Genomic DNA, 24495 nt, shown 5'->3' on the forward strand with positions numbered 1-24495 from the left:
ACACCGACACCAACACCAACACCAACACCAAGGAGACGCCATGAAACACCTCACCCTGCTGGCCGCCGCGTCCGCGGCGGCACTGGCCCTGCTGGCCACGCCGGCCCGCGCCGACCTGCGCTCGGCCGACATCCACAATGCCGACGACTACCCCACCGTGGTCGCCGTCAAGGCGATGGGCGCGCAGCTGGACAAGGCCACCCAGGGCCGGCTGAAGATCAAGGTGTTCAACAAGGGTGCGCTGGGGACCGAGAAGGAAACCATCGACCAGGTGCGCCTGGGCGCGCTGGAGATGACGCGCGTGAACGTCGGCGCGATGAACAGCGTCTGCCCCATGACGATGGTGCCGACCATGCCCTTCCTGTTCCGCTCGGTCGAGCACATGCGCAAGTCGCTGGACGGTCCGGTGGGCGACGAGATCCTCAAGTCCTGCGAGTCGGCCGGCATGGTCGGCCTGGCGTTCTACGACAGCGGCGCCCGCTCGATCTACGCCAAGAAGCCGATCAAGACCGTGGCCGACGTCAAGGGCATGAAGATCCGCGTGCAGCAGTCCGACCTGTGGGTCGCCCTGGTGTCGGCGATGGGGGCCAACGCCACGCCGATGCCGTTCGGCGAGGTCTACACCGGCCTCAAGACCGGCCTGATCGACGCGGCCGAGAACAACACCCCCTCGTTCGACACCGCCAAGCACGTCGAGGCCGTCAAGTACTACAGCCGCACCGAGCACTCGATGGCGCCCGAGATCCTGCTGTTCTCCAAGGTGGCGTGGGACAAGCTGCCCAAGGCCGACCAGGACCTGATCCGCGCCGCGGCCAAGGACTCGGTCAAGGTCGAGCGCGCCGCGTGGGACGCCCAGGAGGCCAAGTCGCTGGCCAACGTCAAGGCCGCCGGCGCGCAGATCGTCGACGTCGACAAGGCCTCGTTCCAGGCCGTCATGGGGCCGGTGTACGACAAGTTCATGACCACCGCCGACATGAAGCGCCTGGTCAAGGCCATCCAGGACACCAAGTGATGGCTGCGGGCACGACCGTGCCGGCGGCCGCGCCGGTGGAGCAGCCGGCCGCGGTGCCGGTGCAGCAGCCGGCGCCGCCACGCGCAGGCGCGGTGGGCCCGTTCACCCGCCTGTGCGCGGGGCTGGCGCGCGCGAGCCTGTTCGCAGCCGTGCTGCTGCTCATCGCGGTCGTGCTCTGCGTCCAATGGCAGGTGGTGGGGCGCTACCTCCTGAACGACACGCCCACCTGGGCGGAGAACCTGGCGATGCTGCTGGTGCTGTTCGTCACGGCCTTCGGCCTGGCCGTCGGCGTGCGCGATGCCGGCCACCTGGGCCTGGAGTCGCTCGTCGTGCTGCTGCCCGTGGCCTGGCAACGCCGCATCGCGCTGCTGGTGCATGCGCTGGTGGCCGTGTTCGGCGGGCTCATGGTCTACGGCGGCTGGGTCTGGGCGGCGGCCAAGTGGGGCGAGAAGAAGCCCATGCTGCCGGTGCCCGACGGCATCGACTACGTGCCGATCATCCTGGCCGGCGCGCTGATCGTGCTGTTCTCGATCGAGCACATCGTCGCCCTGCTGCGCGGCATCGAGGTGGAGGCGGCATGGAACTGACCGTGCTGGCGGTGAGCTTCACCGTGCTGTTGCTGCTGGGCATGCCGGTGGCCTTCGCCATCGGCCTGGCGTCGGTGGCCACCATCGTGGCCGCCGGCCTGCCGGTGCCGGTGGTGTTCCAGAAGATGGTGGGCGGGATGCAGGTGTTCTCGTTCCTGGCCATCCCGTTCTTCGTGTTCGCCGGCGAGCTGATGCTGTACGGCGGCATCGCCGAGCGCATCATCCGCTTCGCCAACAGCCTGGTGGGCCATGTGCGCGGCGGCCTGGGCATGAGCAACGTGCTGGGCTGCACGATTTTCGGCGGCGTCGCCGGCTCGCCGATGGCCGACGTCTCGGCGATCGGCTCGGTGATGATCCCCCTGATGAAGAAGCAGGGGTACGACACCGACTACGCGGTCAACGTCACCACCCACGCAGCGCTGGTGGGCGCGCTGATGCCCACCTCGCACAACATGATCATCTTCACCCTGGCCACCGCGGGGATCGCGTCGGTCAGCGTGCTGGGCCTGATCCTGGCCGGGCTGGTGCCCGCGGTGATCCTGACGCTGTGCAACCTGGCGGCGGCGTACTGGGTCGCGGTGCGGCGCGGCTATCCGGTGCACGGCGCGTTCCCGGGCTGGGGCATCGTGCTGTCGTCGTTCCTGGCGGCCCTGCCGGGGCTGCTGGTGGTGGCGATCATCCTGGGCGGCATCCTCTCGGGCGCGTTCACGGCGACCGAGTCGGCCTCCATCGCGGTGGCCTGGGCGCTGCTGATCACCACGCTGGTCTACCGGTCGCTGTCGCGCGAGAACTTCCTGCGCGCCTGCGCCAAGGCCTGCAAGACCACCGGGGTGGTGCTGCTGCTGATCGGCATCTCCAACGCGTTCGGCTACTTCCTGGCGCTGTACGAGGTGCCGCAGAAGACCGGCGAGCTGATGAAGCTGGTCAGCGACAGCCCGTGGGTGATCTTCCTCATGATCAACCTGCTGCTGTTCGTGCTGGGCACCTTCCTGGACATGGCCGCCACCATCCTGGTGTGCACGCCCATCTTCATGCCCATCGCCATGCAGTACGGCATGGACCCGCTGCAGTTCGGCATCCTCATGCTGATCAATTGCGCGCTGGGGCTGAACACGCCGCCGGTCGGCACGGTCCAGTTCGTCGGCTGCGCCATCGGCGGCATCTCGGTGGGACAGGTGATGCGCACCATCGCGCCGTTCTATGCTGCGCTGGGGGCCACGCTGCTGGCAGTGACGTACGTCCCGGCGTTCTCGCTGTGGCTGCCGAACCTGCTCAAGTGAGCGGCTCGCGCGGCTGGGGCGGCCGTCGCGCAGCCGGGTCGCCGGGCCGACGCCGGCACCCGCCACGATCCGACCCAGACCCCGACACGACAAGGAGACAAGCATGACCTTCAACCGCCGCCAGGCCCTCGCGGCCGGCGCCGCCGCGCTCGCGGCCCCCGCGGGCTTCGCCCAGACGCCCGCCTTTCCCAGCAAGCCGATCCGGCTGGTGGTGCCGTACCCGCCGGGCGGCTCCTCGGACATCATCGCGCGCTCGATCGGCAACCTGCTGGCCGAGGCGCTCAAGACCTCGGTGGTGGTGGAGAACAAGGCCGGGGCGAATGGCAACCTCGGCTCGGACTTCGTCGCCAAGTCGGCGCCGGACGGCCACACGCTGCTGCTGTGCGACGTCGGGGCGCTGGCGATCACGCCGTCGGTCTACACCCGGCTGCCGTTCGACCCGTCCAGGGACCTGCGTGGCGTGACGATGCTGGCCTATTCGCCGCACCTGCTGGTGGTCCATCCCTCGGTCCCCGCCAGCAACCTGCAGGAACTGGTGGCGCTGTCGAAGCAGAAGGACCTGAACTTCGCCGTCACGGCCACCGGTAGCGCGCCGCACCTGGCCGGTGTCGCGGTGGAACGCGCCAGCGGCGCGCGCTGGCAGTACGTGCCCTACAAGGGTGGCATCCAGGCGATCCAGGACACGGTGGGCGGCCAGACCCAGGTGCTGATGAATGGCATGCTGGCCACGCTGCCGCACGTGCAGAGCGGCAAGCTCAAGCTGCTGGGCGTGTCGAAGAAGACCCGCATGCCGCTGATCGGCGACGTCCCCACGATCGCCGAGCAGGGGGTGCCCGGCTTCGAATCGGGCACCTGGCAGGGCGTGCTGGTGCCCAAGGGCACGCCGGAGGCGATCGTGCAACGGCTGAACGCCGAGCTGGTGCGTGCCATCCGCGATCCGGAAGTGCGCGCGCGCCTGGCCGGGCAGGGCGCCGAGGTGGTCACCATGACGCCGGCCGAGCAGGACCGCTTCTTTGCGCAGGAGCGCCAGCGCTGGGCCCAGCTGGTGGCCCAGGCCTCGATCAAGGCCGAGTGAAGGACGGCCGGCTCAGCCGGCCACCCGGCCTTGAACTCGCGCACCACGGCGCCGATGGCTTCGGCATTGCCGCCGTCGCGGCGGCGCACCAGCGCGACGTGCCGCGCCTCGGCCCGGTCGAGTTCGACCACGCGCAGCCGCGCATCGTGCTGCCAGCGCGCCTCCCGCAGCAGCGGCACGATGGCCGTGCCCAGGCCCGAGCGCACCAGGTCCACGATGCCCTCCAGCGCGTTCAGCTCCAGGAACTCCTCGGGCCGCACCCGCAGCTGCTTCAGGGCGCGGTCGACCAGCCCGCCGGTGTGCTCGCCACGGTCGAACCGGATGAACGGGTGGCGCTGCAGCAGGGTGCGCACCGGCGCGTCGGGCAGCGTGCCCGGCACCAGCAGCACCATGGGCTCGTCGTACAGCGCGGTCCAGGCCAGCAGCGGCGCGGTGTCGCGGCCATCGCGCACCACGACTGCCGCGTCGAGCTCGCCGGCCGCCACGCGCGCGATCAGGTCGCCGGACTTGGCCGCGCTGACATGCAGGTCCAGCGCCGGATGCCGTGCCTTCAGCGCCAGCGTGGACTCGATCAGCGGCCGCACCGCCGAGACGATGGCGCCCAGGTGCACCGTGCCCGCCATGGGCTGCGCCGACGGTGCCGCCAGCAGCTGGTCGTAGAGCGCCACCAGCTGGTGCACTTGCGGCAGCACCGCGCGCCCGGCCTCGGACAGCACCACCGACTTGCCCTGGCGCTCGAACAGCGGCCGGCGCAGCTCGGCCTCGAGCGTGCGCATCTGCTGGCCGACGGCGGCCTGGGTGAGCGCCACGCGCGGCGCGGCCGCGGCGAACGATCCTTCGCTGGCCACGGCCAGGAAGGTGCGCAGGAGGCGGAGGCTGGACACGGGCCGATGCTAAAGCAGAACTTTCGGGAGACTAAAGACGAATTGGCTTTGGCTTGAGGATGGCCGTGCCGATAATCGGCCGATGACCACCCGCCGCCACCTGTTGCTGGCCGGGGCCGCCGCCGCCGCCGCGCCGGCCTGGGCCCAGGCCTACCCGACCAAGCCGATCCGCCTCGTCGTGCCGTTCCCGGCCGGCGGCGCCACCGACATCTTCGCTCGCGCCGTGTCGCAGAAGCTGGGCGAGCGGCTGGGCGCGTCGGTCGTCGTCGACAACAAGCCGGGCGCCGGCGGCTCGATCGGGTCGGACATCGTGGCCAAGGCCGCGCCCGACGGCTACACCCTGCTGCTGGCCACGAGCAGCACCCACAGCATCGGCCCGAGCTTCGGCGGCAAGCTGCCCTACGACGCGGTGGCCGACTTCACGCCGGTGGCCCACGTGGGCGATGCGCCCAACATCATGGTCGTGCCGAACACCTCACCAGCGAAGACGGTCAAGGACTGGATCGAGTACGCCCGCCGCAACCCGGGCAAGCTCAACTACGCCAGCAGCGGCAACGGCACCATCGTCCACCTGAGCGCCGAGTACTTCAAGGCGCAGACCGGCACGTACCTGGTGCACATCCCCTATCGGGGCACCGCACTGGCCATGCCCGACCTGGTGAGCGGCAAGGTCGACGTGCTGTTCGATTCGGTGGCCAGCGCGCTGCCGCACATCAAGGACGGCCGGGTGAAGGCGCTGGGCATCAGCAGCCGCAAGCGCTCGCCGCTGTTCCCCGAGCTACCGGCCATCGCCGAGGCCGTGCCGGGGTACGAGACCATGACCTGGTTCGGCCTGTACGGACCGAAGAACCTGCCGGCGGACCTCGTCACGCGCCTGAACACGGCACTGAACCAGGCGCTGCACGACGCCGACGTCAAGGACCGGCTGGCCCGCCTGGGCATCGAGCCGGTGGGCGGGACGCCGCAGCAGTTTGCCGCCATGGCCACTGCCGATCGCGCCAAGTGGCGCAAGATCATCCTGGAGCGCAAGCTGACCGCCGAGTGACACCTGGCCCGCTTCCCGCCACGGCGGGCGCGCGGCCTGATCCGAGACCACCACCATGCATTTCGATTTCCACAACCCGTACCCCACCACGCGCATTCCGGTCTTCGCCCGCAATGTCGTCTCGACCTCGCACCCGCTGGCGGCACAGGCCGGGCTGCGCATGCTGTGGAAGGGCGGCAACGCGGTCGATGCGGCCATCGCCGCGGCGGCCGCCATGACCATCGTCGAGCCGGTCAGCAACGGGCTGGGCAGCGACGCCTTCGCCATCCTGTGGGACGGCAAGGAACTGCACGGGTTGAACGGTTCCGGCCGGGCCCCCGCCAGCTGGACGCCCGAGTACTTCAGCAGGAAGTACGGCGAGGCGGCCAACCCGCCCAAGCGCGGCTTCGACTCGGTGTCGGTGCCGGGCGCGGTGGCGGCGTGGGTGGCGATGTCCGAGCGCTTCGGCAAGCTGCCGTTCGCCGACCTGATGGAGCCGGCCATCGAGATCGCCGAGCGGGGCTACCTGCTGCCGGTGGTGGTGCAGCAGAAATGGGCCGCCGCCACGCCCGAACTGGGCCAGCTGCCGGGCTTCGCGCAGAGCTTCCTGCCCTGGGGACGGGCCCCGCAGGTGGGCGAGCTGTTCCAGTTCAAGGCGGCCGGCCGCGGCCTGCGCCGCATCGCCGAGACCAAGGGAGCGGCGTACTACGGCGGCGAGATCGCCCAGGCCATCGAGCGCTTCGCGCGCGAGAACGGCGGCTCGCTCACGGCGGCCGACTTCGCGGCCTACAAGCCCGAGTGGGTCAAGCCGATCGCCAAGGACTACCGCGGCTACACGCTGCACGAGATCCCGCCGAACGGCCAGGGCATCGCGGCACTGATGGCGGTGGGCATCCTGGACAAGTTCGACCTCGCCAGCCTGCCGGTGGACGGGCCCGACTCGCAGCACCTGCAGATCGAGGCGATGAAGCTGGCCTTCGCCGACGTCTACAAGCATTGCGCGGAGCTCTCGCACATGGAGGTCACGCCCGAGCAGATGCTCGACGACGCGTACCTGGCCAGCCGCGCCAGGCTGATCGACATGAAGAAGGCCCAGGATTTCGGCGCCGGCAACCTGGCCAAGGGCGGCACCATCTACCTGACCGCGGCCGACGAGAACGGCATGATGGTCAGCTTCATCCAGAGCAACTACATGGGCTTCGGCTCCGGTTGCGTGGAGCCGACCTTCGGCATCAGCCTGCAGAACCGCGGGCATGCATTCAGCCTGCGTCCCGGCGTCAACCAGGTGGCGCCCGGCAAGCGGCCGTTCCACACCATCATTCCCGCCTTCCTCACCAAGGACGGGCAGCCGGTGATGTCGTACGGCGTGATGGGCGCCAACATGCAGCCGCAGGGCCACATGCAGACCCTGGTGCGCATGCTCGACTACAAGCAGAGCCCGCAGGCCGCCTGCGATGCACCCCGCTGGCGCTTCAACGCCGGCCTGGAGATCAACGTCGAGCAGCAGATGGACCCGGCCACCGTGCAGGAGCTGGCCCACCGCGGGCACCGGATGGAGGTCATCAACGACAACTACCAGGACTTCGGCGCCGGCCAGTTCATCTGGCGCGCGGGCGACCCGAAGGTGGAGGGCTACGTCGCCGCCTCCGATTCGCGGCGCGACGGCCTGGCCGCGGGCTTCTGACGCGGGAACGCGACCAGCAGCACCAGCCGCGGCGGCGCTGGTGAACCAGCCGCCCCGGTGGCAGACGCCGACCGGGGAGGGCGCCGCCTCAGCGCTTGGTCGGGTTCTCCGGCGCGCGGCGCGCGCCTGCGGACAGCGAGCCGTGCTCGTCGGCATAGCTCTTGGTGAACTCGGCCCCGAGCAGGAAGATCTGCGCGGCGTAGTACACCCAGACCAGCAGCACCACCAGCGCGCCGGCGGCCTGGAACGTCTCGTCCATGCCGCTCTTGCCGATGTACAGGCCGATGCCCAGCTTGCCGATCTCGAACAGCACGGCGGTGGCGATCGCGCCCACCCAGACGTCGCGCCAGGCGACCTGGGTGGACGGCATGAACTTGAAGATCAGCGCGAACAGCACGGTGAGGATGCCGAGCGACACCACCAGGTTCAGCACCTGCAGCAGCACCTCCCAGCCCGGCAGCAGGCCGCTGGCCCAGCTGCCGAAGGCCGCCAGCGTGGCGCTGACCACCAGTGACACCATCAGCAGGAACGCCACGCCGAGGATGAGCCCGAAGGACAGCAGGCGCGCGCGCAGCAGGCCTGTGATCCCGGACGGCTTGGCCGTGGCCGGCACTTTCCAGATCCGGTCGAGCGCGCTCTGCAGTTCCGCGAACACGGTGGTGGCGCCGACCACCAGCACCCCGATGCTGATGAGCCCTGCAACCAGCCCGCGGTCGGTGTCGCTGGCCCCGGCGATCAGGCCTTCGACCATCTCGGCCCCCTGCGCGCCCACCAGGCCCGACAACTGGTCGGAGATCAGCCCCTGGACGGCTTCGCGGCCGAACACTGCGCCCGCGATGGCGATCACGATCACCAGCAGCGGGGCCAGCGAGAACACGGTGTAGTAGGAGATCGCGGCGCCCATGCTGGGCGCGTAGTCGTCGGACCAGGACTTGACCGCCCGGACGGCGAGTTGGAAGAGCTTGCGTGGACTGAGCATGGTGTTCTTCTCGACAGTGGCAACGGTCGGGCAGGGGCAATCGGCGGACCCGGTCGCGTTCGGCCAGCCGGCCGACGAGTGGCACTGGCCGGGAGTGGAACGCGTCCGTACGCTGACCGCCCCCTGTTCGACGTGGAGACAAGCATGACTGAAAAGCGCTATGCGAAGGTGGTCATCCGGGACGATGGCCCGAGCTTCGCGACCTACCGCCAGAGCCTGGCGGCGCTGGGCGATCCCGGGCTCGACATCGACCTGCTGCAGGTGGGCGTGCACGAAGGCCTGGTGCGGCCGCACGTGCTGCGCCACCTGGTGCAGCGACACCCCGGGACGTCGGCGGAGAAGCTGCTGACGCACATCGGCGCCCACCGGGTGGAGTTCATCGACGAGGCCGACGCCCAGGCGCTGGCCCGCCAGCGCATCGAGGAGGACCTCGAGCCTCGCGCACCGGAGGCGGTGCCCGGAGCCGCTGGCGGGCTGCGGTGGCACCTCGAGGCTATCCGGGTGGACGCCGCCTGGGCCGCGCTCGGCGGGCCCGAGACGCTCGACTGGGCCGGCAGCGGCATCCGCGTCGGTCAGATCGACACCGGCTACACCCGGCACCGGGCGCTGGGGTTCGGCCAGCCGGGTGGCAGCTGGTTGCGGGTCGACGAGTGCCGCACCTTCATGCCATCGGCCACGCCCCAGGAGTTCGGGCTGCAGGTGCCTGCGCCGAACGACGACGGCGTCGACCCGATGCCGTTCGGGGCGATCTCGAAAGGCCACGGCACCCGCATCGGCGCCACCCTCTCCGGCTGCGCCACGCTGCCCGATGGCAGCAAGTTCTACGGCGTGGCGCCCAGGGTGCCGCACGTGGTGGTCCGCATCGCCGACGTCGTCGTCATCAACGACCGCCAGGAGGAGTTCGCGCAGGCACTGCGCTACCTGGTCCAGCAGGCCCAGGTCGACGTGGTCAACGTCAGCCTGGGCGTGTTTCCGCCGATCGCATCGCCCGCCATGGTGCAGGCCATGCAGCTGGCGCGCTCGCGCGGCGTGATCGTGGTGTGCGCCGCCGGCAACCACGTGGACCCGGTGGTCGCGCCGGCACGGCTCGACACCGCGATCGCCGTGGCCGGCACGACCTGGCGAAGCCTGCCCTGGAGCGGCAGCAGCTTCGGCGCCGAGGTGGCGTTCAGCGCGCCGGCGGCCAACCTGTTCCGGCCGGTCGCGCAGCGCAAGGGCCTCGGCGCCGACTACGCCTGGGGTGGCGACGGCACCTCGTATGCCGCGGCCATCGCCAGCGGCTGCGCCGCGCTGTGGCTGCTGCGGTGGAAGCCGCAGATCGACGCGATGTACGGCCGCACCGCGCGCCGCGTGGAAGCCTTCCAGGTGGCCGCGCAGGCCACGTGCCGCAAGCCACCGGGCTGGCAGCCCACGCCGTTCGGCGCCGGCATCCTGGACGCCGGCGTGCTGTGCACGCAGGCGGCAGCGGCGCTGCCCGCCCTGGCCGGTTTGCCCCCGCTGCCCGCGACGCCGGCCCCGGTGGCGCACGCGGCGCCCGCCGTGCCGCTGCCCCACGGCGACGGCTGACGCGCCGGGCCGCGCCCCGCGCCCCGCGCGCAGGCCGGCGACGATGTCGTTCGTGCGAGGGGAAGGTCCAGCGGCACGCAGCAGATGCGCGAGTGGCCGTGCGCATCTCGCCGCACACCGTTCGAGCTCGAGCCCGGCCGCCGCGCACGCCCGGCGTCCCCATCGCAAGGTTGCAGGCGAATGCGCCGGGTAGTCCCTCGCCTACCGACGCTGGCACGGGGGGACGACAGCCAGGGGACCCTCGATGCGAAGAATGGCCGCTTTCGTCGTCCAGAGAGAGATCCCGCCAATGAACCGAGCGACCGACGCGCCTGCCGATCTCGCCATCCCGGTCACCGAGGAACGGCTGGAGATCGGACGCGAGGTGGTGGACACGGGCCGTGTCCGGCTGCGCAAGCAGGTGGACGAGGTGCCGGCCGAGGTGAAGGCCCAGCTGTCGTCCGAGGTGGTCGAGGTGCGGCGCATGCCCGTGGGCCGCGTCGTCGCCGAGGCCCCGGCGGTGCGGCAGGAGGGCGACGAGATGGTGGTGCCGGTGGTCGAGGAACGCCTCGTCACGCGCAAGGAGCTGGTGCTGGTGGAGGAAATCCGCCTGGTCCGCCGCCGCGAGGTGCGCGAGGACCGGCTGGAGGTCACCCTGCGGCGCGAGCACGTGCGCGTGGAGCGCCTCGATCCCGACACCGGTCAATGGCTGCCCGATGAGGGCGGCCGAACACAACCCTGAACCAAGGACACTCCATGCAAACCGTCATCGGCGCATTCGACACCCAGGCGCACGCGCAAGCCGCGCTCGAAAGACTCACCAGCAACGGCTTCGACCGGGACGACCTGCACATCGAGCAGCAGCAGGGCACGGCCCAGCCGTCCGCGATGCAGGCCACCGACAGCGGGGGCCGCCAGGGCGGCGTGGGTGGCTTCTTCGCCCGGCTGTTCGGCGACAACGACGAGGACCTGCGGCACGCGCACAGCTACGACGAGGCCGTGCGCCGCGGCAGCTGCGTGCTGGTGGTCGACGCCCGCGACGAGCAGCAGGCCGACCGCGCGGCGACCCTGCTGCAGGAGGCGGGGGCGTACGACGTCGACGAGCGCGTGCAGCAATGGAAGAGCGAGGGCTGGGACGACCAGCCGGCGCACCCGCTCGTGGGGCTGCAGCAACCTGCGCAGGGCACGCTGGATCCGCAGCCGCCGGCCCAGGGCGTGCTGGCGCCGCAGCCGGCCACCGCCGGCACGATGGACCTGGCGTCCGATGCGCAGAGCAGCCGGGACGACCTGCAGGTCGGCAAGGAAGGCGTGATCGACGTCGTGGAAGAGCAGCTGCAGGTGGGCAAGCGCAGCGTCGAGCGTGGTGGCGTGCGCGTGATCCAGCGCATCTCCGAGCGCCCGGTGCGCGAGGTCGTGCGGCTGCGCGAGGAAGAGGCGGTGGTCGAGCGGCGGCCGGTGAACCGGGAGGTCGAGGCTGGCGCGCTCGACACCTTCCGCGAAGGCACGCTGGAAGTGCGCGAGACGGCCGAGGAGCCGGTGGTCGCCAAGACGGCCCGCGTGGTCGAGGAAGTCCGCGTGGGCAAGCAGGTGCATGAGCGCGAGGAAACGATCGAGGACACCGTGCGCCGCAAGGACGTCGATGTCGAGCGCGTGGGCGGCGCCCGCGAGCGGGAGCGCGCCGTCGCCTCCGACCGGACCGATGCGCCGCTGACCGAGCGCGATCCCGACGCCGGCAGCACCCCGGCGGGCACCCGCAAGCCGCGCAAGAACCTCTGACGCGACCGCCACACCAGTAGTCCCCCACCTACAGCCCGCGGTTCGCCGAGCCGACCCACGGCCGGCGAACCCGGCCGTCCAATGGCGGCATCGCAGTGAACAGGAGATCGCCATGCACACCGCCCTTTGCACCTTCGATGACCGGAATGCCGCCGAGCAGGCCCGCGACCGCCTGCTGCAGGCCGGATTCGCCCGGGACGACGTGCACCTGCAGCACGGCCACGGCGCATCCGACGCGGGCGAGCACGCGGTGCGCGGCAACTGGGGCGGACTGGAACGCGAAGTCGCCGTCGACCACCGCACGGTCGAGCGCATCGGCGCGTTCTTCACCGATCTGTTCGGGGACGACCATCCGCACCACGCCACCTACAGCGGGGCGGCGCGCGATGGCCGCACCGTGCTGGTCGTCGACACGCACGACGAAGCCGGGGCCCAGCGCGCGCGGGCCGTGCTCGAGGGCGCGCAGCCCGGCCATCTGAACCTGGTGCACCGTCCGCAGCACCGCCCGCTGCGCGAGATCGTCCGTGGCGGCCGCGTCGCCGCGGCCGACGCCGACGCCGTTCGCAACGGTGCAGTGGGCCGCTCGGCCAGCTGGGAGGACAGCACCGAGGAGCGCAGCGGGCGGGCCATGGCCGCCGAGGAGACGCGGGCCGCGCCGCAGGCCGACGATCCGCGCGAGGAGCCGGTGGGCCTGCGCTACGCCGACCAGCGCAGCGAGAAGCCTGCCGTCAACCGGGACGGGCTGGGCCGCACGCGCCGGGACGATTGAGCGGAGCGGGCGGCACGCACCGCCCGCCAGGGAGGAGCGGCCAGCACGGCGCCGGGAGCGCCGGAAGACCGGGCGCGCGCGGGCGGCCGGGTGGCGGCGCGTTCGCGCGACAATGGGGCCTCGACTTCCGGCACCTGCCTTCCCTTCGTTTCCCGGACTGCCCGCCATGCCGCTCCAATTCGCTTCCCGCCTCGACAACGTCGAAACCTCCGCCATCCGCGAGCTGTTCAAGCTGCTGGGCAAGCCCGGCATCATCTCGTTCGCCGGCGGCTTTCCGGACAGCGCCATGTTCGACGTCGACGGCCTGCGCGAGGCCAGTGCCGGCGCGCTGGCCGAGGAGCCGGGCGGGGCGCTGCAGTACGGCGCCACCGAAGGCTACGAGCCGCTGCGCACGCAGCTGGCCGCCTTCGAGCGGCACAAGGGCGTGGCCGGCGTCGAGCCGCACCACCTGATCGTCACCACCGGCAGCCAGCAGGCCCTCGACCTGCTGGGCAAGACGCTGGTCAGCCCGGGTGACAAGGTGATCGTGGAGGGCCCGACCTTCCTGGCCACCATCCAGTGCTTCCGGCTCTATGGCGCCGACCTCGTGTCGGCCCCGATCGATGCCGACGGGGTGCAGGTCGACCGCCTGGAGGCGCTGATCCGCGAGCACCGGCCCAAGTTCGTCTACCTGATCCCCACGTTCGGCAATCCCAGCGGCGCCCTGCTGTCGCTGGAGCGGCGCCGCCGCATCCTGGCGCTGGCCGTGCAGTACCAGGTGCTGATCGTCGAGGACGACCCCTACGGCGACCTGTACTTCGGCGCCGCGCCGCCGCCGTCGCTGCTGGCGCTGTCCGACCAGGTGCCCGGCTCGCGCGAATGGATCGCGCATTGCGGCAGCATGAGCAAGGTGCTGTCGCCCGGCCTGCGGGTGGGCTGGCTGATCGCCCAGCCGGACCTGCTGGCGCGGGCCACCATGTGCAAGCAGTTCAGCGACGCCCACACCAGCACCTTCGCCCAGGCCACGGCCGCGCAGTACCTGCGCAGCGGCCGGATGCCGGCCACCCTGGAGAACGTGCGCCGCGTCTACGCGGAACGCGCCCAGGCCATGGGCGACGCGCTGCAGCGCGAGCTCGGCGACGCCATCGCCTTCACCCAGCCGCAGGGCGGCCTGTTCTTCTGGGCCCGCCTGACCGGGGCGGGCGGCGCGATCCGGGACGCCGGCGAGTTCGCGCGCCGCGCCATCGAACAGGGCGTCGCCTTCGTGCCCGGGGCGCCGTTCTATGCCAAGGACCCGGATCGCAGCTCGCTGCGGCTGTCGTTCGCGACCGCGGACGTGGCCAGGATCCGCGAAGGCGTGCAGCGGCTGGGCCAGTCGCTGCGGGGCTGACGCGCCTGGCGGGCGGCGCTCAGCGCCGCGGCTTGTCGGCGAACACCACCAGCAGCCCGTCCTCGACCACGGTCAGCCTCGACGGCTCCAGGCCCATGGTGTCGGGCAGCGCCAGCTCCTGCGGGGTGAAGGCGTGCACGACGAGTTCGCCCACCACCTCGCGCGCCACGCCCGGCAGCACGCCCTTGACCCAGGCGACCATCTCCGGCACGAGGCCCGGCAGGCGCACGTCCAGGATGTCGGGCTGCAGGGCCCGCAGCGTCCGGTCGGCCGCTTCGTAGCGCAACCCGAAGGCGACGTCCAGTTCGCCAGGCTCGACCGGCTGCACCGCCGGGCCGCCGAGCTGCGCCTGCAGCGTGGCACCGAGCTGGTTGCGCGCCGGCAGCAGGTGCAGCCGTGGCGCCCGCAGCTCCAGCCGCAGCAGGCCGCCCAGGCCGAACCGCGCCGGGAAGCGGTCCGAGAGCTTGTGGTACAGCTGCGCCGCCGAAATCTTCAGTTGCGGCCGCGGCTCGTCCTGCGCGAGCAGGGCGGCGCCGGGCCACGCGGCCACCGCGGCCGCGAGCCACTGGCGCCGGCGCCAGGTCGACGGGACGGGGTGGTGCGCAAGGCCGGGGTGCATCGATGCGGATGATGCAGGAGTTCGGCTGGCGCGTGCACCCGTTGTGCCGATGGCGCGGCAGCGGACCGGCAGCTCGGCGCCAGACCGGGCCCATCGACGGACCGCGCGTGGACGACCCGGGCTTTCGCAACGCGCCCACAGCCGGCGGGACATCCGGCGCCGACGATCGCGCTTCCAACACGTCCCGGCCCGCGCGTTGCGCGAGTGTTCCACCCATGGCAGCCAATCCCGCCCAGCTTCTCACCCTCTACGTGCTCGGACTGTCCGCGGCCTGTGTCGCGGCCGTGGCGCTCTACCTGCTGCTTCGCAGTCGCCGCCCGCGCGCCGTCCTGGCCCGCGGCGCCGACGGGCGGACCCACCTCGCGTCGCACCGATCGCCCCTGCACGCGCCGGCCGGACGCCGGCGGGCACTCGCGGTGCTGCTGCCGCTGCTGATGCTGCTGTGGGTGTTCCTGGGCAAGTTCCTGGTCGCGCCCTTCTTCCCGAGGGGCGCGGATCCCGCCCCGATGCCGCAGGCGCAATCGGGCGTGGTGCGCGGCGCCAGCGGCGCCCAGCTGGCCGTGAACCGCTATGGCCCGCCGGAAGGCCCCACGCTGCTGCTCACGCACGGCTGGGGCGCCGACCAGGGGGAGTGGAGGTGGCTGATGCAGTCGCTGCCGCAGGGGACGCGTGTGGTGACCTGGGACCTTCCGGGGCTCGGTGCCTCGACGCCGCTCCCCGGCGACTACACGATGTCGGCCATGGCAGCGGACCTCGACGCCGTCGTCGCGAGCGTCAAGGGCGGCCCCGTCATCCTGGTCGGCCACAGCATCGGCGGCATGCTCAACCTGGAATATGCGAAGCGCTACCCCGACCGGCTCGGCAAGGAAGTCCGGGGCATCGTGCAGGCGAACACGACGTACACCAACCCGGTGGACACCAAGCAGAACCCGGAGCGCTCGCGCAAGCTCCAGAAGCCCGTGTACGAGCCGGCGCTGCGGGTGGTCGATGCGGCCTCGCCGGCCTTTCGGGCGCTGGGTTTCCTCGCGTACCAGAGCGGCCTGGCCCACCTGCAGCTGGCCTCCCAGTCCTTCGCCGGCATGCAGAGCTGGGAGCAGCTGGACCAGACGGCCCGCTACGCCTATCGCTCGTCTCCCCGGGTGGCCGCACGCGGTGTGCTGGCGATGCTGAACTGGGATGCCAGCGACGTGCTCCAGCGCGTCAACGTCGCGACGCTGATCATCTCGGGCGAGCAGGACGTCACGACCCTGCCGTCGGCGAGCGACCGGATGGCGCAGGAGATCCCGTCGGCGCGGCAGGTGAGGGTGAGCCCCGCGGCGCACATGGGGCCGGTCGAGCAGGACCGCCGGTACGCCCAGGCGATGGCTTCGTTCGTCGGCGCCATGGCGGTGGCGCGGGCGACGCCCTGACGGTTCCGGCCGGACAGACGCGGGGCCCCGACACCGAGCAAAGCAGCCTCAGCCGAGCAGGCCGGCCACCTCCAGCCCGGCGCGCCCCTGCGGATGCCGGCAGTCGACCGGCTCGAACTCGACCACCTTGTCGATCTCGGTGCCCATCGCGATGTTGGTCACGCGTTCTAGGATGACCTCCACCACCACCGGCACGCCGAACCTGCGCGCCATCGCCTGGGCGTCGAGCAGCGCCGGGCGGATCTGGTCCGGGTCGGTCACGCGCAGCGACTTGCAGCCCAGCCCCTGCACCACGGCCTGGTGGTCCACGCCGTAGCCGCGCACGTCGCCGTCCGCCTCGGACATGTTCTGGTTGTCGAAGGCCAGCTGCACGCAGTAGTCCATCTCGAAGTTGCGCTGGGCCTGCCGGATCAGGCCGAGGTAGCTGTTGTTCAGCAGGACGTGCACGTACGGCAGGCGGAACTGGGCGCCGACGGCCAGTTCCTCGATCAGGAACTGGAAGTCGTAGTCGCCCGACAGGCCGACCACCAGCTGCGTCGGATCGGCGGCCACCACGCCCAGCGCCGCCGGGATGGTCCAGCCCAGGGGGCCGGCCTGGCCGCAGTTGATCCAGCGCCGTGGCCCGTACACGTGGAGGAACTGCGCGCCCGCGATCTGCGACAGGCCGATGCTCGAGACGTAGGTGGTGTCGCGGCCGAACACCTCGTTCATCTCCTGGTAGACGCGCATCGGCTTGATCGGCGCCTGCTCGAAATGGGTCTGCCGCAGCATCAGCCGCTTGCGCTCTGCGCACCGCTGCGCCCACTCGCCGACATCGCGCAGCCGGCCCGCGGCGCGGCGCTCGCGGGCCACCTGGACGAACAGGGTGAGCGCGGCCTTGGCGTCGCTGACGATGCCGAAGTCGGGCATGAACACGCGGCCGATCTGGGTCGGCTCGATGTCCACGTGCACGAAGCGCCGGCCGCGGCAGTAGACCTCCGGCGAGCCGGTGTGCCGGTTGGCCCAGCGGTTGCCGATGCCCAGCACGAAGTCGCTGGCCAGCAGCGTCGCGTTGCCGTAGCGATGGCTGGTCTGCAACCCGCACATGCCCGCCATCAGCGGGTGGTCGTCGGCGATGCTGCCCCAGCCCATGAGCGTGGGGATGACCGGCACACCGGTGATCTCGGCGAATTCGACCAGCAGCGCGCTGGCGTCGGCGTTGATGATGCCGCCGCCGGCCACGATCAGCGGCTTCTCGGCGGCGGCCAGCATGTCGAGCGCCTTCTCGACCTGCCTGCGGGTCGCGGCCGGCTTGTACGCGGGCAGCGGCTCGTAGGTGTCGATGTCGAACTCGATCTCGGCCATCTGCACGTCGAACGGCAGGTCGATCAGCACCGGGCCGGGCCGCGCCGACCGCATCAGGTGGAAGGCCTGCTGGAAGGCGCCGGGAACCTGGGCCGGTTCGCGGACGGTGACCGCCCACTTGGTGACGGGGCGCGCGATCGCCTCGATGTCGACGGCCTGGAAGTCCTCCTTGTACAGCCGCGCGCGCGGCGCCTGGCCGGTGATGCACAGGATCGGGATGCTGTCGGCGCCGGCGGAGTACAGGCCGGTGATCATGTCGGTGCCGGCCGGCCCGGAGGTGCCGATGCACACGCCGATGTTGCCGGCCCGCGCGCGGGTGTAGCCCTCGGCCATGTGCGAGGCGGCCTCGACGTGGCGCGCGAGGATGTGCGCGATCCCGTGCCGCTCGCGCAGCGCCGCGTACAGCGGGTTGATCGCCGCGCCCGGCACCCCGAAGGCCTGGCTCACGCCTTCCTTCTCCATCACGAGCACGGCCGCCATGCAGGCCTTCATCCTTGCCATCGTTGTCTCCTTCGGTTCTTGCAACAGGGCCCGATGATTGAGAAGACGGACGGTTCGTGGAAGACTCCGCCTGCGCATTTGCCTTATTCCGCGTTGGAATGGGCGTCGCCGGCCCCCCGGGCCCCAGGAGCGTCATGGACCGTCTGCAAGCCATCCGGCTCTTCGTTCGCGTGGTGGATCTCGGCTCGTTCAGCAAGGCGGCGGCCGACCTGGGCATCGGCCAGCCGTCGGCGACCAAGCAGGTTGCGCAGATGGAGGAACAGCTCGGCGCGCGGCTGCTGCACCGGTCCACGCACGGCGTGACGCCCACCGAGATCGGGGCCCTGTACTACGAGAAGTGCAAGCTGATCGTGCACCACGTCGAGGAGGCCGACAGCCTGGCGGCGCTGCAGCAGTCGCAGGTGCAGGGCGGCCTTCGCATCAGCACCTCGGTGGCCTTCGGGCGGCGGGTGCTGGCGCCGCTGGTGATGCGGTTCATGCAGCTGCACCCGAAGCTGCAGGTGGAGCTGACCGTGGAGGACCGCTACGTCAACCTGGTCGAACAGGGCGTCGACGTGGCGATCCGCATGGGACCGCTGGCCGATTCCACGCTGGGCGCGCGCTGGCTGGGGACCAATCCATGGGTGGCGGTCGCGGCGCCGGAGTACCTGCAGCGGCGGGGCACGCCGGTCGTGCCGCCCGACCTGTCGGACCACGAGGCCCTGGTCTACACGACGGTGCAGGGCGATGCCCGCTGGCATTTCACGGGGCCCGGCGGCGAGGTCGCCGTGGTGCCGGTGAAGGGCTTCCTGCGATCCAACAACCTCTCGACGCTGCTGGCCGGCGTGCGCATGGGCATGGGCATCGCGGTGCTGCCGCGGTACGTGGCGCAAACGTCGATCCAGGCCGGCGCCGTCCTGCCGCTGCTGGCCGACTGGGCGCTGCCCTCGCAGGAGATCCACGCGGTCTATCCGTCGCCCAGCCTGGTGCCGGCCAAGGTGAGCCGCTTCGTCGACTGGCTGGGGGGGCGGTTCGGGCCGGCCTGGTGGGCGGAGCCGGACTGAAGGCCGCTGCCGCCGGTCGCGCCGCCCCCCGCTCCGCAGCGGGCGGGCGGCGGGTCAGCGTTCGCTGTCCAGGTGCGCCAGCTGCGCCTGCGGATAGCGCTCGCCGCGGGCGGCGCCCCTGGGCACGGCCTGTTCGATGGCCGCCAGGTCCTCGCCGTCCAGCGCCAGCGGCAGCGCGCCCAGCGCCTCCTGGAGCCGGTCGCGCCGCCGCGCCCCGACCAGCGGGACGATGTCCTGACCCTGCGCCAGCACCCAGCCGATCGCCACCTGCGCCACCGTGGCGCCCCTTGTCGTGGCGATGCGCCGCAGCGCGTCCACCAGCGCCAGGTTGGCCTCGACGTTGCCGGGCTGGAACCGGGGGCTGGCCGAGCGGAAATCGCCGGCCCGCTGCCGCGCGGCGTCCCAGTGGCCGCTGATCAGGCCGCGCGAGAGCACCCCGTAGGCGGTGATGCCGATGCCCAGTTCGCGGCAGGTGGGCAGGATGCGCTCCTCGATGCCGCGCGAGATCAGCGAGTACTCGATCTGCAGGTCGGCGATCGGGTGCACGGCGGCCGCGCGGCGGATGGTGTCGGCGCCAACCTCGGACAGGCCGATGAACCGCACCCAGCCGGCCTTCACCAGGTCGGCGATGGCGCCCACCGTGTCCTCGATCGGCACCTGCGGGTCCAGCCGCGCCGGGCGGTAGATGTCGATGTGGTCCAGCCGCAGCCGCTGCAGCGTGTAGGCCAGGAAGTTCCTCACCGCCACCGGCCGCGCGTCGTAGCCGTTCCAGCCGTTGCCGGGGTCCCGCAGCGCGCCGAACTTCACGCTCACCTGGTAGCTGTCGCGCGGGCGGCCAGCCACGGCGTCGCCGATCAGGAGCTCGTTGTGCCCCATGCCGTAGAAGTCGCCGGTGTCCAGCAGCGTCACCCCGGCGTCGAGCGCCGCCTGCACGGTGGCGATGCTCTCGGCGCGGTCGGCCGGCCCGTACATGCCGGACATGCCCATGCAGCCCAGGCCGAGCATGGACACGGCCGGTCCGTGCCGGCCGAGCGAACGCTGCTGCATCGCGGTCAGTGCGCCGCCACCTCGCCGCGCCAGGCACCGGTTTCGGTGCCGCGGGCCTCGACCAGCTCCTTGAAGCGCTTGAGGTTGCCCTTGGCCGTGAGCTTGACGCCGCCGACCGCGTCGCCGACCTGCTCGGTCAGCGTCTCGGGCTCGTAGTCCATCTGCAGCATCACGCGCGTGCGGCTGTCGCCGATGCGGTGGAAGGTCACCACGCCGGCGTTGGTCACGCCGTCCGTGCTGCGCCACGCGATGCGCTCGTCGGGGATCTGCTCGGTGATCTCCGCGTCCCATTCCTTGGACTTGCCGGCCACGATGGCGCGCCAGTGCAGGTGGGTGTCGTCGAGCTGCCGCACCTCCTCGACCGTGGCCATGAACTTCGGGAACTCCTCGAACTGGGTCCACTGGTTGTAGGCGGTGCTCACGGGCACGTCGAGTTCGATCGACTCCTGCACGTTCGAAGCCGAACCGGCGCCCGGCCCCTGCCGCAGCTTGCGGGACAGGTAGAGCCCGCCACCGACCAGTGCGGCGAGCGAGAGGAGGCCCGGGCCCGAGGCGCGGCGCGTGCCGGCCGTGTCCTCGACGGCATCGAGCAGGCCCTGCTGGCGGCGCTTGCGCATCCGGTTGGCGAGCAGGAGGCCGCCGGCGAGGGCGGCATAGGTGGTGAGGTTTCGGTTCTCCATGGGGCCTTGTCGGAAGTGGTTGAGGTGGTGGAGACGCGCGTGGCGCGCCGGGTTGGAAGGCGCGCAGCGCGCCCGGCCTGACATGCTGCCCAAGGTCTCGGCGCGGCGGGCGCAACAGAGTGAAAGGACCGCTGCGGGGCACTGCTCTGGCAGGTCCGCGCGAGCGGACGAGCTGCTCTCGCGACCGGGCTGCGTTCCGACAGCGGTGTGCTCCCCGTCCCACACGGTCCGCTCGCCTGGCCCATCCACAATGGCTGAAAGGCCGCGCCGCCCCCGCGCGCGGCCGGGCGGCCCGCCGCATTGCGCGCCACAGGCGCCAGGAGCTCTCATGACCAGGTCCTTCTTCGTCGCCACCCTGCTGTCCGGTGCGATGGCCGTCGCCTTCGCGCAGTCGTCCTTGCCGACGCAGCCGCCGGCCGATCCCGCGCCCGGCCGTCTCGGCACGAGTCGTCCGTCCGGCCCGTCGTCCGGCATGGCGGCGGGCGCGGTCGACGCACCGGGGTCGTCCACCGCCGCGAGTGCCACCACGGTGCCGGTCGCGCCGGCCCGTCCGTCCGGGCTCACCGTCGGCGGCACCATGATCGGCGGTGCCGATGGCGGCAGCCTCTGGGGCGGCACGTCCAGCATGGCCAACACGCCGGGCGCCCTGATGCAACCCTCGTGGAGCCAGCCCTCCGTGCCGTTGCCCGCGCGGCGCGCCGAGCCCGCCGAGGAGCCGGGGCCCGCCACCCCCCCGGGCGCACGCACCCGCCGCTGACGCCGGCGGCACGGCGCCCGCGGCGCGCACGCCGCACGGCCCGACCGCCCGATGGCCCCGGCGCGACCTTCGCCGGACCCTGCGCACCGCGCCGGCCGCGGGAATGAGCAAATCCCCATATCGATCTGCCGGCCCGGCGCGGGGATGTGCTTATGGGGATAACCAAGTGAGAACTCTGTCGTTCCCAGCGGCGCGCCCCGTTCCTACAGTGCGGCTTCCATTCGCACGAGCCAAGAAGCCGCATCCATGTCCATCCTCCTGCTGGCCGGCAGTCCTTCCGAGCGTTCGCGCTCGGCGGCGCTCCTCGACACCGTGGCCCGGCGCCTGCGCGGGCACGGGCCGGTGGTCGAGCGCCTGCAGATCCGCGACCTGTCGCCCCAGGCGCTGCTGCTGGCCGACACGTCGCACCGCAGCGTCGCGGCCGCGCTCGACCAGGTCGCCCAGGCATCCGCCCTGGTGATCGCCACGCCCGTCTACAAGGCGGCCTACAGCGGCGTGCTGAAGGTCTTCCTGGACCTGCTGCCGCAGACCGCGCTGCGCGGCAAGGCGGTGCTGCCGCTGGCCACGGGTGGCAGTCCGCACCACATGCTGGCGCTGGACTACGCGCTCCGGCCGGTGCTGCAGTCGCTGTCGGCGCGGCACATCCTGCCAGGCGTCTATGCCACCGATTCACAGGTGACGCTGCTGCCCGAAGGCGGCCACCACATCGCCGAGGACCTGGCCGGCCGCCTGGACGACGCGGTGGCGCAGTTGCTGGCCGAGGCGACGCGCCCGCCGGCCTCGCCGGCCTTCGAGACCGTGCCGTTCTCGCAGGTGCGATGTAGCGTCTGAGCGGCAACTGCCGCGTTCCGTTCCCCTTCCAACCCTGCCATCCCGCAGGGCAGGGCGACGCCTTGCCCGCCCCCACACAAGGACCCGACCATGACCCATCCATCCTTCCTGCGCTGGCTCGCGCCGCTGCTGCTGGCCGTCGCCTTCGGCCCGGCCGGTGCCCAGGACAAGACGCTGCGCATCGGTTACCAGAAGGCGGCCAGCTTGTTCGTGCTGCAGAAGGCGCAGGGCACGCTGGAGCGCAGGCTCGCGCCGCAGGGCGTGGCCGTGAAGTGGGTCGAGTTCCCGGCCGGCCCGCAGCTGCTCGAAGGCCTGAACGTCGGCGCGGTGGACGTCGGCTACGTCGGCGAGGCGCCGCCGGTGTTCGCGCAGGCGGCCGGCGCGAAGTTCGTGTACGTGGGCTACGACCCGGCGTCGCCGCTGGCCGAGGCCATCGTGGTCCCCAAGGGCTCGGCGCTGCGAAGCGTGGCCGACCTGAAGGGCCGCAAGGTGGCGCTGAACAAGGGCAGCAACGTGCACTACCTGCTGGTGCGGCTGCTGGAGAAGCACGGGCTGCGCTACTCGGACATCCAGCCGGTGTTCCTGCCGCCGGCCGACGCCCGCGCCGCCTTCGAGAAGGGTGTGGTCGATGCGTGGGTGATCTGGGACCCGTTCCTCTCGGCGGCCGAGAAGCAGGTGGGCGCCCGCATCCTGGCGGACGGCCGGGGCGTGGTGAACAACCACCAGTTCTACCTGGCCGAGCGGACCTGGGCCGAACGGCATCCGCAGGTGCTGGCCGCGCTGTTCGACGACCTGCGCGAGCGGAGCGACTGGATCCAGGCGGATCCCCGGCGCGCCGCCGCGCTGATCGGCCCGATCCAGGGCCTGGATGCCGACATCGTCGAGTCCAGCCTGCGCCGCTATGCACTGGGCGTCAAGCCGGTGACGCCCGCGGTGATCGCCGAGCAGCAGAAGCTGGCCGACGTGTTCTTCGAGCTGAAGCTGATTCCCAGGCCGGTGTCCGTGCGCGAGGCCGCGCCGGAGGTGCGCTGAGCCGCCCCCCACCGGCCACGCGCGGCGCTTCGGCGTCGCGCTGCCCTGACCGCCGAACGACAGACCAAGGAGAAGACGCGATGCAAGTGTTCTGGTTCATCCCCACCCATGGCGACAGCCGCTACCTCGGCACGGGCGAAGGCGCCCGCCAGGTCGACCATGCCTACCTGGCGCAGGTGGCGCAGGCCGCCGACAACCTGGGGTACGAAGGCGTGCTCATCCCCACCGGCCGCTCCTGCGAGGACCCGTGGGTGGTGGCGGCGTCGCTGCTGCCGGTGACGCGCCGCCTGAAGTTCCTGGTGGCGGTGCGGCCCGGCCTGCACCAGCCCAGCCTGGCCGCGCGCATGGCGGCCACCTTCGACCGGCTCTCCGGCGGCCGGCTGCTGATCAACCTGGTCACCGGCGGCGACCGCGCCGAGCTGGAGGGCGACGGCGTGTTCCTTGACCACGCGGCCCGCTACGAGCAATCGGCCGAGTTCATCCGCATCTGGCGCGAGGTGCTGGCGCGCAGCCACGCCGGCGAGACCTTCGACTTCGAAGGCCGGCACCTCTCGGTGCGCGGCGCCAAGCTGCTGTACCCGCCGCTGCAGCGGCCGCACCCGCCGGTGTACTTCGGCGGCTCGAGCGAGGCGGCGCACGCGCTGGCGGCCGAACAGGTCGACGCCTACCTCACCTGGGGCGAGCCCCCGGCCGAGGTGGCCAGGAAGGTGGCCGACGTGCGGCGGCGCGCCGCCGCCCACGGCCGCACGGTGCGGTTCGGCATCCGCCTGCACGTGATCGTGCGCGACACCGAGGACGCGGCGTGGCGCGCCGCCGAGGAGCTGATCAGCCGCCTGGACGACGCCACGGTGGCGCGGGCCCAGGCCGCTTTCGCGAAGATGGATTCGGAGGGGCAGCGGCGGATGGCGGCGCTGCACGCGGGCGGCAGCCGGCGCACGCGGGCCGAGCTGGAGATCAGCCCCAACCTGTGGGCCGGCGTGGGCCTGGTGCGCGGCGGCGCCGGCACCGCGCTGGTAGGCGATCCCAAGACGGTGGCGGCACGCCTGCAGGAGTACGCCGAACTCGGGCTGGACACCTTCGTGCTCTCCGGCTACCCGCACCTGGAGGAGGCCTACCGCTTCGCCGAACTGGTGTTCCCGCTGCTGCCCCTGGGCGTGCGGGAGCGGCTGTCGGGACCTGCCGCCAGCGGACCGTTCGGCGAGGTGGTGGCCAACGACAGCCTGCCGCGCGTGTCGCAAAGCTGAAGGG

The 24495-nt window shown here is 71.8% G+C and carries 22 protein-coding genes and 1 pseudogene; 17 read left to right on the forward strand and 6 right to left on the reverse strand.

Annotated features, from left to right (window positions below; all coding sequences use genetic code 11):
- Positions 1–40 precede the first annotated feature (40 nt).
- The 4 genes from VFE82_RS06455 (at position 41) to VFE82_RS06470 (ending at position 3954) form a co-directional block, all read left to right on the forward strand.
- Positions 41–1012 (forward strand): TRAP transporter substrate-binding protein, encoded by a 972-nt coding sequence (locus tag VFE82_RS06455; RefSeq protein WP_324999431.1) that lies wholly within the window; start codon positions 41–43, stop codon positions 1010–1012.
- A complete protein-coding gene (locus VFE82_RS06460; RefSeq protein ID WP_324999432.1) occupies positions 1012–1599 on the forward strand; it encodes a TRAP transporter small permease in 588 nt (195 codons plus the stop codon). Before VFE82_RS06455 ends, VFE82_RS06460 begins: the two co-directional genes overlap by 1 nt.
- Positions 1590–2879 (forward strand): TRAP transporter large permease, encoded by a 1290-nt coding sequence (locus tag VFE82_RS06465; protein WP_324999433.1) that lies wholly within the window; start codon positions 1590–1592, stop codon positions 2877–2879. The genes VFE82_RS06460 and VFE82_RS06465 overlap by 10 nt, the downstream gene beginning before the upstream one ends.
- 103 nt (positions 2880–2982) lie before the next feature.
- On the forward strand, positions 2983–3954 hold the full coding sequence (locus tag VFE82_RS06470; RefSeq protein ID WP_324999434.1) for a tripartite tricarboxylate transporter substrate binding protein: 972 nt from the start codon (positions 2983–2985) through the stop codon (positions 3952–3954).
- 86 nt (positions 3955–4040) lie between these two features.
- Here VFE82_RS06470 and VFE82_RS06475 read toward each other — a convergent pair.
- Positions 4041–4838 (reverse strand): annotated as a pseudogene (locus tag VFE82_RS06475) (LysR family transcriptional regulator); the annotation flags it as partial.
- 82 nt (positions 4839–4920) lie between these two features.
- On the opposite strand from VFE82_RS06475, the gene VFE82_RS06480 reads away from it, so the two are divergent.
- Together VFE82_RS06480 and VFE82_RS06485 are read left to right on the forward strand one after the other, a co-directional pair.
- Positions 4921–5883: a tripartite tricarboxylate transporter substrate binding protein gene (locus VFE82_RS06480; RefSeq protein ID WP_324999435.1), complete on the forward strand. Its 963-nt coding sequence runs from the start codon at positions 4921–4923 to the stop codon at positions 5881–5883.
- Positions 5884–5938: 55 nt separating this feature from the next.
- A complete protein-coding gene (locus VFE82_RS06485; protein WP_324999436.1) occupies positions 5939–7546 on the forward strand; it encodes a gamma-glutamyltransferase family protein in 1608 nt (535 codons plus the stop codon).
- Between the two features lie 88 nt (positions 7547–7634).
- Here the strand turns inward: VFE82_RS06485 and VFE82_RS06490 are convergent, their stop codons facing one another.
- The gene (locus VFE82_RS06490; RefSeq protein ID WP_324999437.1) at positions 7635–8525 is read right to left on the reverse strand and encodes a YihY/virulence factor BrkB family protein; all 891 of its coding nucleotides are present in this window, start codon (positions 8523–8525) and stop codon (positions 7635–7637) included.
- A gap of 144 nt (positions 8526–8669) precedes the next feature.
- Here VFE82_RS06490 and VFE82_RS06495 point away from each other — a divergent pair, with 144 nt between their 5' ends.
- The 5 genes from VFE82_RS06495 (at position 8670) to VFE82_RS06515 (ending at position 13984) form a co-directional block, all read left to right on the forward strand.
- Positions 8670–10091, forward strand: coding sequence for a S8/S53 family peptidase (locus tag VFE82_RS06495; RefSeq protein WP_324999438.1), 1422 nt, complete (start codon positions 8670–8672; stop codon positions 10089–10091).
- A gap of 289 nt (positions 10092–10380) precedes the next feature.
- On the forward strand, positions 10381–10812 hold the full coding sequence (locus VFE82_RS06500) for a YsnF/AvaK domain-containing protein (protein ID WP_324999439.1): 432 nt from the start codon (positions 10381–10383) through the stop codon (positions 10810–10812).
- A 14-nt stretch (positions 10813–10826) separates the two neighbouring features.
- Positions 10827–11846: a YsnF/AvaK domain-containing protein gene (locus tag VFE82_RS06505; protein ID WP_324999440.1), complete on the forward strand. Its 1020-nt coding sequence runs from the start codon at positions 10827–10829 to the stop codon at positions 11844–11846.
- Positions 11847–11958: 112 nt separating this feature from the next.
- Complete coding sequence (locus VFE82_RS06510; RefSeq protein WP_324999441.1) at positions 11959–12615, forward strand: hypothetical protein; 657 nt, start codon at positions 11959–11961, stop codon at positions 12613–12615.
- A 166-nt stretch (positions 12616–12781) separates the two neighbouring features.
- On the forward strand, positions 12782–13984 hold the full coding sequence (locus tag VFE82_RS06515) for a PLP-dependent aminotransferase family protein (protein ID WP_324999442.1): 1203 nt from the start codon (positions 12782–12784) through the stop codon (positions 13982–13984).
- A gap of 19 nt (positions 13985–14003) precedes the next feature.
- Here VFE82_RS06515 and VFE82_RS06520 read toward each other — a convergent pair whose 3' ends face one another.
- Positions 14004–14603 carry a DUF1439 domain-containing protein gene (locus VFE82_RS06520; protein WP_324999443.1) on the reverse strand — a complete coding sequence of 200 codons (600 nt, stop codon included), beginning with the start codon at positions 14601–14603 and terminating at the stop codon, positions 14004–14006.
- 215 nt (positions 14604–14818) lie between these two features.
- Between VFE82_RS06520 and VFE82_RS06525 the strand changes: the two genes are divergently transcribed.
- Positions 14819–16012 carry an alpha/beta hydrolase gene (locus tag VFE82_RS06525; RefSeq protein WP_324999444.1) on the forward strand — a complete coding sequence of 398 codons (1194 nt, stop codon included), beginning with the start codon at positions 14819–14821 and terminating at the stop codon, positions 16010–16012.
- A 48-nt stretch (positions 16013–16060) separates the two neighbouring features.
- Here the strand turns inward: VFE82_RS06525 and gcl are convergent, their stop codons facing one another.
- Entirely contained in the window at positions 16061–17857 is a 1797-nt protein-coding gene (gene gcl, locus VFE82_RS06530; RefSeq protein ID WP_324999445.1) for a glyoxylate carboligase, read from the reverse strand.
- 134 nt (positions 17858–17991) lie between these two features.
- On the opposite strand from gcl, the gene VFE82_RS06535 reads away from it, so the two are divergent.
- Complete coding sequence (locus VFE82_RS06535) at positions 17992–18900, forward strand: LysR family transcriptional regulator (protein ID WP_324999447.1); 909 nt, start codon at positions 17992–17994, stop codon at positions 18898–18900.
- A gap of 54 nt (positions 18901–18954) precedes the next feature.
- Here the strand turns inward: VFE82_RS06535 and VFE82_RS06540 are convergent, their stop codons facing one another.
- Both VFE82_RS06540 and VFE82_RS06545 read right to left on the reverse strand, forming a co-directional pair.
- A complete protein-coding gene (locus VFE82_RS06540; protein ID WP_324999448.1) occupies positions 18955–19947 on the reverse strand; it encodes an aldo/keto reductase in 993 nt (330 codons plus the stop codon).
- A gap of 5 nt (positions 19948–19952) precedes the next feature.
- On the reverse strand, positions 19953–20627 hold the full coding sequence (locus VFE82_RS06545; protein ID WP_324999449.1) for an SRPBCC family protein: 675 nt from the start codon (positions 20625–20627) through the stop codon (positions 19953–19955).
- Between the two features lie 328 nt (positions 20628–20955).
- Here VFE82_RS06545 and VFE82_RS06550 point away from each other — a divergent pair, with 328 nt between their 5' ends.
- The 4 genes from VFE82_RS06550 (at position 20956) to ssuD (ending at position 24491) form a co-directional block, all read left to right on the forward strand.
- Positions 20956–21384: a hypothetical protein gene (locus VFE82_RS06550; protein WP_324999452.1), complete on the forward strand. Its 429-nt coding sequence runs from the start codon at positions 20956–20958 to the stop codon at positions 21382–21384.
- A gap of 246 nt (positions 21385–21630) precedes the next feature.
- A complete protein-coding gene (gene ssuE / locus VFE82_RS06555) occupies positions 21631–22215 on the forward strand; it encodes an NADPH-dependent FMN reductase (RefSeq protein WP_324999453.1) in 585 nt (194 codons plus the stop codon).
- Between the two features lie 90 nt (positions 22216–22305).
- On the forward strand, positions 22306–23247 hold the full coding sequence (locus VFE82_RS06560; RefSeq protein ID WP_324999454.1) for a sulfonate ABC transporter substrate-binding protein: 942 nt from the start codon (positions 22306–22308) through the stop codon (positions 23245–23247).
- Between the two features lie 80 nt (positions 23248–23327).
- The gene (ssuD, locus tag VFE82_RS06565; protein WP_324999455.1) at positions 23328–24491 is read left to right on the forward strand and encodes an FMNH2-dependent alkanesulfonate monooxygenase; all 1164 of its coding nucleotides are present in this window, start codon (positions 23328–23330) and stop codon (positions 24489–24491) included.
- Positions 24492–24495: the final 4 nt, after the last annotated feature.

It is taken from the genome of Ramlibacter sp. (genome assembly GCF_035655895.1).
Classification (GTDB): Bacteria; Pseudomonadota; Gammaproteobacteria; order Burkholderiales; family Burkholderiaceae_C; genus Ramlibacter.